8 protein-coding genes are annotated in these 6,403 nt (G+C 59.5%); 2 read left to right on the top strand and 6 right to left on the bottom strand.

Going from position 1 to position 6,403, the window contains the following annotated elements:
• Positions 1 to 781 (top strand): IS4 family transposase (locus tag CLG94_RS05300; protein ID WP_107561812.1); only part of this gene is annotated, 781 nt, incomplete at its 5' end.
• A gap of 552 nt (positions 782 to 1,333) precedes the next feature.
• Complete coding sequence (locus tag CLG94_RS05295) at positions 1,334 to 1,654, top strand: hypothetical protein (RefSeq protein ID WP_239993131.1); 321 nt, start codon at positions 1,334 to 1,336, stop codon at positions 1,652 to 1,654.
• Between the two features lie 193 nt (positions 1,655 to 1,847).
• Here CLG94_RS05295 and CLG94_RS05290 read toward each other — a convergent pair whose 3' ends face one another.
• The 6 genes from CLG94_RS05290 to CLG94_RS05265 all read right to left on the bottom strand — a co-directional run bounded on the left by CLG94_RS05290 (position 1,848) and on the right by CLG94_RS05265 (position 6,302).
• A complete protein-coding gene (locus CLG94_RS05290) occupies positions 1,848 to 2,822 on the bottom strand; it encodes a peptidase U32 family protein (RefSeq protein ID WP_107561810.1) in 975 nt (324 codons plus the stop codon).
• Positions 2,819 to 3,778, bottom strand: coding sequence for a peptidase U32 family protein (locus tag CLG94_RS05285; protein WP_161954036.1), 960 nt, complete (start codon positions 3,776 to 3,778; stop codon positions 2,819 to 2,821). The genes CLG94_RS05290 and CLG94_RS05285 overlap by 4 nt, the downstream gene beginning before the upstream one ends.
• Positions 3,779 to 3,799: 21 nt before the next feature.
• Positions 3,800 to 4,774: a peptidase U32 family protein gene (locus CLG94_RS05280; protein ID WP_107561808.1), complete on the bottom strand. Its 975-nt coding sequence runs from the start codon at positions 4,772 to 4,774 to the stop codon at positions 3,800 to 3,802.
• Positions 4,775 to 4,824: 50 nt separating this feature from the next.
• Positions 4,825 to 5,646: a formate/nitrite transporter family protein gene (locus CLG94_RS05275; protein ID WP_107561807.1), complete on the bottom strand. Its 822-nt coding sequence runs from the start codon at positions 5,644 to 5,646 to the stop codon at positions 4,825 to 4,827.
• Between the two features lie 75 nt (positions 5,647 to 5,721).
• Positions 5,722 to 6,099 (bottom strand): type II toxin-antitoxin system VapC family toxin, encoded by a 378-nt coding sequence (locus CLG94_RS05270; RefSeq protein ID WP_107561806.1) that lies wholly within the window; start codon positions 6,097 to 6,099, stop codon positions 5,722 to 5,724.
• Entirely contained in the window at positions 6,096 to 6,302 is a 207-nt protein-coding gene (locus tag CLG94_RS05265; protein WP_107561805.1) for an AbrB/MazE/SpoVT family DNA-binding domain-containing protein, read from the bottom strand. Before CLG94_RS05265 ends, CLG94_RS05270 begins: the two co-directional genes overlap by 4 nt.
• Positions 6,303 to 6,403: the final 101 nt, after the last annotated feature.

The raw sequence follows: 6,403 nt of genomic DNA, 5'->3' as shown, positions 1-6,403 counted from the left end.
CAACCTGTGGCAAGATGAAGAACACCGGGCAGCCAAACTCCACCTGGAGTTGGACATCCGCAAACAGGTCCCGACAAGGGCCGCCATCACCCACGGCAACGGCAATGAAAAGAAGGTCCTTAAAACGTTCCTCGCTCCCGATACGGTCTATCTGCTCGATTGTGGCTACGCGGAATACAAACTCCTAGATGACATCATCAATGCCCGAAGCGCCTTCGTCATTCGTTTACGAGATAATGCCGCCTACTCTATCCTCGAAGAAAAACCCCTCACGGAAAATGACAGATTAGCGGGGGTCCAAAAAGACCTCCTCGTTACCTTAGGCTGTGACAGCAAAAAAGATGACTGCCCGCATCCCCTCAGGATCATCCAGGTGTTCCATGAAGGGGATGAGAACGTTCGCCGTCCCTCACGGGTCTCCAGCAAAAAAACCTGCCGCACCAGGGATGTCGATTATACCTTCCTGCTGGCAACGAACCTCCTGGACGTGCCCGCAGAAACCATCGCGCTGCTCTTCAGGCGCAGATGGCAGGTCGAGCTCTTCTTCCGGTGGTTCAAATGTGTCTTGGGCTGTAATCACCTTGTCGCCCTATCCGAAAACGGGTTAACCATCCAAATCTACTGTGCACTGATCGCCGGCATGCTCATCACCCTTTGGACAGGACGAAAACCCACCAGAAGAACCTTTGAAATGATTACGCTGCACTTCATGGGCTGGGCCAGTGATGAGGAATTAGAGCGACATATCGAACAACTCAAATCAAACGAAGAAAGATCATAAGGCGTTTCTTACTCTTGTGATCCGAAAGGGATTCCTGCGCCCATCATCCCTTTCGCCATCTATACTCCTGACGAAACCCCTCCGCAATCCTTCGTAACCGGTAAATCCTGTTGCTGTTGCTTTTTCCCCACCTTCAGATATGATCCTTAATCAAACCGGGCAAATTATGTGCCGGACGGTATTGTGTCTGTCCCTATTTTCCTTTTTATTTTCCTATTTTCTCCTATTTTTCACTTCACGGCGGAGGGGAGCCGTCGAAGTGGCCGAATAGTAATAACGCCCGTAAAGCAGTGTCAAGGGGAAAAGCGAAAACGTGCGTTGACTCGCACTTGCACCTTTTGGTAGTCTTTGGATGGCAATGTCTTCTCAAATGAACTACCCCGCAGCAAGCCGCGGGGTATCGTCTTCTGTTCTGGCCAGTCATTCCGTGCTTGACACGGAATCCAGTCTGGCCCGCTGGATACCGGCTTCCGCCGGTATGACGAACTCGCGGCAAGCCGCGGGGTTTCGACCCTCAACGAAAATGAAACGCCAAGGAGGATGATGACAGCGATGACGCGATACTTTCAGTTGCTAGGAGAGATGAGTCACTACCGATTGCCCCAGGCCAAGCTGGCGCTGCAGGAGTTGGCAGCAGACGACGAGCTGGTGATTGTCGTGCCAGAGCAATCGCTGGTAGGGGAGATACAGCAGTGGGCAACCAGCCAGGGCTATACCGTCGCCACCCCGAAGAAGATTCTAGGCGGGTTGATCCGGTGGCAACTGTCGGTCACAAAGCCGACACCGGTACCTGTGGAAGAAAAGCCGGCTGCCGCAGCGCTGGCGGCCGCCGCAGCGCCGGCCCCTACCGCAGCGCCAGCCCCCGCTGGCTAAGCATAACCAAGCATGACATCGGGTAGAAAGTCCCCCGTGTCATTGCCCAGCAAGTCCCCCAGCCGTCATTGCGAGGGAGCATAGCGACCGAAGCAATCTCGCAGTGAAAGTACGGTGAGATTGCCGCGCTCCTGTTGGTCGCTCGCAATGACAGAACCCGAGGGAGTTTCGTGCCCAGGGAAGAGCCGGCGGCTCATGCGGGTTGAGCAGTGACAGGAAGCTTGGCCTCGGCCAGTAAGGCCAGGGTCCCTGCGTGCCGCTGTCTATCCCGCTCGGCCTCGATCACGGCCGAGCGCGCCTTCCAGGAGTTCAGATCGAACGGCTCACCCGGCGTGTTGGCGACATAGGCATCAAGCAGCTCGCGATAGAACCTGACGATGTTCCCCACAAGCGCCGTGGTGTACTCGCGGCCCTGGATCTTCAGACAGCGGACGCCCAGATCGATCAAGTGCGGAATATCCTCTAGCAGGAAGAACGCCTCGTTCCTGAGCGCCACGCGGTCCTCCCGCTTGATGTCGCCGCTGTAAAGCTGCCAGGCCTCAAGACAGACGCGGTAGTCAAGCCCGCCCCGGTTCGGACTCCCCTTGAAGAGGTCCTTACCCGCCTCGTCGATCGTTCGTTCAAGCCGATAGTAGGGCGACATCCAGCACTTGCCAAGATAGGTATAGCAGGCATTCGCATGGATCAAGATCTCGATCCCGACGTCGAGTTGCGCCTTTCTGGAGGTGAGCTCCCGCAACGTCAGCTTGGTGTCGGCCACAACCTGGCAGACGCCGATCTCCCGGTAGAAGGCCACGTCAGCGTCGTTCAGGATATTAGCCCCGATGCTAGCATGGAGGGGCAGCTCTGGAAAACGCCGATGCACTGCCGCGATCGCACCGATATCGGCCATGATGGCGCCATCAACACCGTCCATGACGAAGCGCTCCATTCGACTGAGCAGCGCCGGAATCTCTTTGGATTGCATGTGAGTATTGCATGCCACTCGGAGCTTGGCTCCGCCATCATGGGCGACCCGAATCGCCTCACGGACGGCGCCATCTTCCATCTCAAAGGTGTCACGGCGTCGGCTCCAGCCTCGCGGTCCCACATAGATGGCGTTGGCCCCAGCCCGCGTCACCTCCGCCGCCATCTCCAGATTACCTGCGGGAGCGAGCAGCTCAATCATTGCCCTACACCGCTCCGTTGATCCTCCGTAGTGTCCGCGCCCGGGTGCTGCACGCCATGGTAGGCCATTCCAGAGGTGCCAAAGTAAAAACCGTTGCACAGGCCAATTCGCGCATGGCGTCTGATCGTGTCCCACCACCGCTCTTCCTCGCCGTCCCTGCCTGCAAGGGCAGCCTCCAACGCCTCGCGGTAGACCCGGCCAATCTCCAGTCGGTAGGCAGGACTCTCTGAAGCCGCTTCGATCCGGAAACAGGAATGCCCCTCGGTCATCAGTTGCCTCAAGTGTTCCAGCAGGCAGACATCCTTCCCGCTCATGACCCCTTTCCCGATTGACTTCATCGCCCAATCGCCCTGCTTCAGGAACAGCTCTTGCTGGCAGAGCGTCGGACACGTCACCCCCCAGGCCTGCTCATACTCCAGCAGAAAGCAGTCGTCTGACATGCCGAGCGGCATCTTGCCATGAACCAGTAGTTCCATCGGCAGCCCAACCTGGCGATGGATCTCGCCGATCTCCTCCAGGCTCAGCTCGTAGTTGGGCGTGATGCGAACTGCCCCGTATCGCTTCAGGACGGCAGCGCCACCGTCGGTATAGACATTCGCGAAGCCGCCGATATGGACAGCAAGATCGGGGTACTCCTCGTGAACGATCCTCAAGACCCCGAGGTTATGGACCTCAACGGCATCTGCCCCGGTCTCCACGGCTACCGCCACAACCTTTCGGAGTTGCGGCAGGTTGTCGTTGCGCGGCGCGGCATAGGTGGTGACGTACGCCTTCTGCCCTCGGCCCTTCACGATCGCTATCGCCTCCCGCAGGTCATCGAGACGCTCCAGCAGGTTCGCCTCGTACAGCCGACAGGTGATGTTGCCAAGGTAAATGGCATCGTATGGACTCAGATCCGATTCGGTGAGGTCCCGCAGATTCGAGATGGTCGTGTTCAACTCAAAGACCTGCACCACTATTCCTCCTTCATCCTGACCTCACCGGCGCATCACCGTCCAGGAAGGTTCCAGGCAAGGCTCTGCAAAGGCCGGCAAGGGCTCTCCTGCCATCCAGGAATCGATTGCCAGACGATAGCGCTGCACGAGCGGGGCGAGCAGGTCGGCTGCGAGACCTCTGCCCTGGAGCTTGACAACATCGACACCGGCATTGAGGATATCGGCCAGGTAATTGATCGCGCTGATCTGACGGCTTGGCAGAAGCCGTGTGGCCACGCATCGCTCTCCCCGGTAAAGCTCCCAGGGCTGCTCGCAGATCTTGAAGCACACCCCGGCGCCTCCCCGCTTCACGCTCCCCATCAGGCGACTGACGCCCTCACACTGGGATGCCATAGGACTCGAATTCAGCCGGTAATAGCTCGGCATCCAGCATCTGCCCAATAGAATGAACTCTTGCACCATATGGCTCATCACTTCGATCAATACATCGGGAACCTGCGCGAAGGCAGCGATCTCATCAGGCGTCAGGGTACCGGGAAGTACGACCGCGTCGGCCCCCAGGTCGCGATAGAAGGCGACATCGGCCTCGTTCATGATGGCGCAGCCGATGCTGGCGGTGATACTAAGTTTGGGGTACCGACTACGGAGTTCAGCCAGAAGACCCGCGTCGTTCACGATGACCCCATCGATCCCCCACCCGAGCAGCTCCCCGACCTTTTCCACGAGGTCTCGCCGTTCGGCTTGGCTAGGGATGATATTGAGGGCAACCTGCACGTGGCGGCCCTGCGCATGGGCCGCCACCAGCACGTCCTGAAGCGCCAGGGAGGTCAGTTCGCTCCTGGGTCCGCCGCGGCTAAAGCCTTTGAGGCCAACGTAGATGGCGTCGGCACCGGCCTCTAGCGCCACCTGCGCAGCCGCGAGGCTGCCCGCCGGCGCCAGGAGGACGGGCTTGGTGGCCCGATAGGCGGTCGACTGTAGCGAGGGGTTGGACCGCCCATGTTTAAGCGCGTCTAACATGATTTGTAGGGGGCACCCCGCGGGCGACAGGGTCGCACTCCAGTCGGGATTTAGGAGGGCCCATCGTTTGGCCGACGCTCACCTCGTAAGTAGGCCACCCAGTACACGCCGGCGACCAGCAGGGTCCCACCGACCACGTTGCCGGCGGTCACGGCGACGATATTTCTCGTTGCTCCGATGACCGACACCGTACCTTCCCCATCCAGCGCGAGCCCGAGGGGCAGGAAGAACCAGTTTGCGATCGAGTGCTCGAAGCCCATGGCCACGAATGCGGTAATGGGAAAGAGAATTGCCAGAATCTTGTCGGTCACGCTACGCCCGCCCATAGCAAGCCACACCGCCAGACACACCAGCGCGTTGCACAAAACGCCGCGCGTGAAGGCCTCGATAACCGAAAGATCGGCCTTCGCGCGAGCGATATTGAGGGCCGTCTCACCGACAGCACCCCCGCCCAGATCGGCAACGTTGGCCCACACGACGAGCATTACCGTAGCCAGGCAGCCGCCCACATTACCCAGGTAAGCCAGGAACCAGTTGCGCATGACCGCTCGGGTACCGATCAGTCTACTCGCCCAGGCCATGGCGATGAGGTTATTCCCGGTGAACAGCTCGGCGCCCGCGACAACGACGAGGATCAGTCCGAGGCAGAAGCTCAGGCCGCCGACCAACCGCGTCATGCCGAAGCCAAGGGTGGATTTGGTCACCACGACGATAAAGAAGAGAGCCCCTAGCGAAATGAAGGCGCCGGCCAGCACGGCCAGGACGAGCAGCGTGAGTGCATCGGTGCGCGCCTTCGCCACACCGAGGCCCTCGACTTTCCGCGCAATCTCGCGCGGCGGATACGCATCACCGAAGTGTAGATCGTTGTCCATCCGCTTAGCCCCCGCTAACGGAGCAACGCCACATTCCGGCGTCAGTCCCCATTGCTCTATTAGCCCGCCCACCCTTCAAGGCGTGTGCCTCCGAAACTGGACGCCGGGCAGGTCCTTGAAATCCGCGTCCTGTGTCCACACCGTTGCCCCGTAGACTCGGGCTGTGGCGAGAAAAACGCTATCAGCCATCGGCAGCTTACGTTCCAGGCTGATGCGAGCGGCCAGGAGCGCTAGCCGGGCGTCGAGATCAACCACGGTACCCTGCTGCATCACAGCCACCGCCTGGAGCGCGTGGCCCTCATCTCGTTGCTGGAGGACCCTCTTGAACACCTCGTAGACCACCAGGGATGGAACTAGCAACTTCTCCGTCCGTTCGATCGCCCGAGCGAGGAACGAGGCATTCGAGTCGTTCGCGAAATACTCCAGCCACGCACTCGAGTCGACAACATTCATCGGCGATCCGCCTCACGCTCGACCGTCGTGGCGATGCCCTGTAGGAACCCTCGCATACCCTTGATCGACCGTACGGGGATGAGCTCGATTCGATCCCCGTACAGAATCGCCTGTGCCTTCTGACCGGGCGACAGACCCAGCTTTTCCCGAATCCGCTTCGGAATGACGACCTGGAACTTGGGCGATACCGCCACCGTCTCCATACGACCTCCATCGATACGAATAGTGTTGCACAATCACTCTATCGATGGCGGAGCCGAGCGTCAAGATCGATGACGCTCGGGCGCGCGTCTGACCGGAAGGT

The sequence above is a fragment of the Candidatus Methylomirabilis limnetica genome, assembly GCF_003044035.1.
Lineage (GTDB): Bacteria > Methylomirabilota > Methylomirabilia > Methylomirabilales > Methylomirabilaceae > Methylomirabilis > Methylomirabilis limnetica.
The sequence above is the reverse complement of the archived record's forward strand: the minus strand, read 5'-3'. Positions and strand labels throughout refer to the sequence as shown.